Origin of the sequence: Streptomyces sp. NPDC056948, from assembly GCF_042674225.1 — a bacterium.
Lineage (GTDB): Bacteria > Actinomycetota > Actinomycetes > Streptomycetales > Streptomycetaceae > Streptomyces > Streptomyces purpurascens.
The window spans coordinates 1-1,350 of record NZ_JBHUQX010000810.1 but is presented as its reverse complement, the minus strand read 5'-3'; the positions used below and the strand labels follow the sequence as shown (position 1 = coordinate 1,350).

Annotated in this window: 2 protein-coding genes; both read left to right on the top strand. The window is 66.3% G+C overall.

Annotated features, from left to right (window positions below):
* The first annotated feature begins 66 nt into the window (after window positions 1-66).
* Window positions 67-501: a 50S ribosomal protein L11 gene (gene rplK / locus ACFTZL_RS44920; RefSeq protein WP_031141270.1), complete on the top strand. Its 435-nt coding sequence runs from the start codon at window positions 67-69 to the stop codon at window positions 499-501.
* A 76-nt stretch (window positions 502-577) separates the two neighbouring features.
* Entirely contained in the window at window positions 578-1,303 is a 726-nt protein-coding gene (gene rplA / locus ACFTZL_RS44915; RefSeq protein ID WP_382596429.1) for a 50S ribosomal protein L1, read from the top strand.
* Window positions 1,304-1,350: the final 47 nt, after the last annotated feature.

The following is a 1,350-nucleotide window of genomic DNA, read 5'->3' as shown; positions in this document are numbered from 1 at the left end:
GTATGCCTCCATCCGGATGATCCGGTTCGGAGGCTGGAAAACTCTCACTAGGACCCGGAGAGAGCAATGCCTCCCAAGAAGAAGAAGGTCACGGGGCTCATCAAGCTCCAGATCCAGGCCGGTGCCGCCAACCCGGCTCCGCCGGTCGGCCCCGCGCTGGGCCAGCACGGCGTCAACATCATGGAGTTCTGCAAGGCCTACAACGCCGCGACCGAGTCGCAGCGTGGCTGGGTCATCCCGGTGGAGATCACGGTCTACGAAGACCGTTCCTTCACCTTCATCACCAAGACCCCGCCGGCCGCCAAGATGATCCTGAAGGCCGCGGGCATCGAGAAGGGCTCGGGCGAGCCGCACAAGACCAAGGTCGCGAAGATCACGCGTGACCAGGTCCGTGAGATCGCCACGACCAAGATGCCCGACCTCAACGCCAACGACCTGGACGCCGCCGCGAAGATCATCGCCGGCACCGCCCGTTCCATGGGCGTCACGGTCGAGGACTGAGCCCCAACTCCATCAGCAGAAGTGGCAGGGCCCGCTCGGCCCGGACCACGACTCCTAAGAATCCACAGGAGCAGTAGTGAGCAAGCGCAGCAAGTCCCTTCGCGCTGCGGACGCCAAGATCGACCGGGAGAAGCTCTACGCCCCGCTCGAGGCCGTCCGTCTCGCCAAGGAGACCTCCACGTCGAAGTTCGACGGCACTGTCGAGGTCGCCTTCCGCCTGGGTGTCGACCCGCGCAAGGCCGACCAGATGGTCCGTGGCACCGTGAACCTCCCGCACGGCACCGGTAAGACCGCCCGGGTCCTGGTCTTCGCGACCGGTGACCGTGCCGAGGCCGCTCGTGCCGCGGGCGCCGACATCGTCGGCGCCGACGAGCTGATCGACGAGGTGTCGAAGGGCCGTCTGGACTTCGACGCCGTCGTCGCCACCCCGGACCTCATGGGCAAGGTCGGCCGCCTCGGCCGTGTGCTCGGCCCGCGTGGTCTGATGCCGAACCCGAAGACCGGCACCGTCACCCCCGATGTCACCAAGGCTGTCAACGACATCAAGGGCGGCAAGATCGAGTTCCGCGTCGACAAGCACTCGAACCTGCACTTCATCATCGGCAAGACGTCGTTCGACGACACCAAGCTGGTGGAGAACTACGGCGCGGCGCTGGAGGAGATCCTCCGTCTGAAGCCGTCCGCCGCCAAGGGTCGCTACATCAAGAAGGCCGCGATCAGCACCACGATCGGCCCCGGCATTCCGATCGACTCCAACCGCACCCGCAACCTCCTCGTCGAGGAGGACCCGGCGGCGGTCTGAGCCTGACGGCTCGCCCAACCGGTCACGGGCCCCGCACCTCTTACAGG

What these genes read in the sequence shown, in the direction of transcription:
- rplK (WP_031141270.1), top strand. Translation starts at nt 67, where the DNA reads ATGCCTCCCAAGAAGAAGAAGGTCACGGGGCTCATCAAGCTCCAGATC.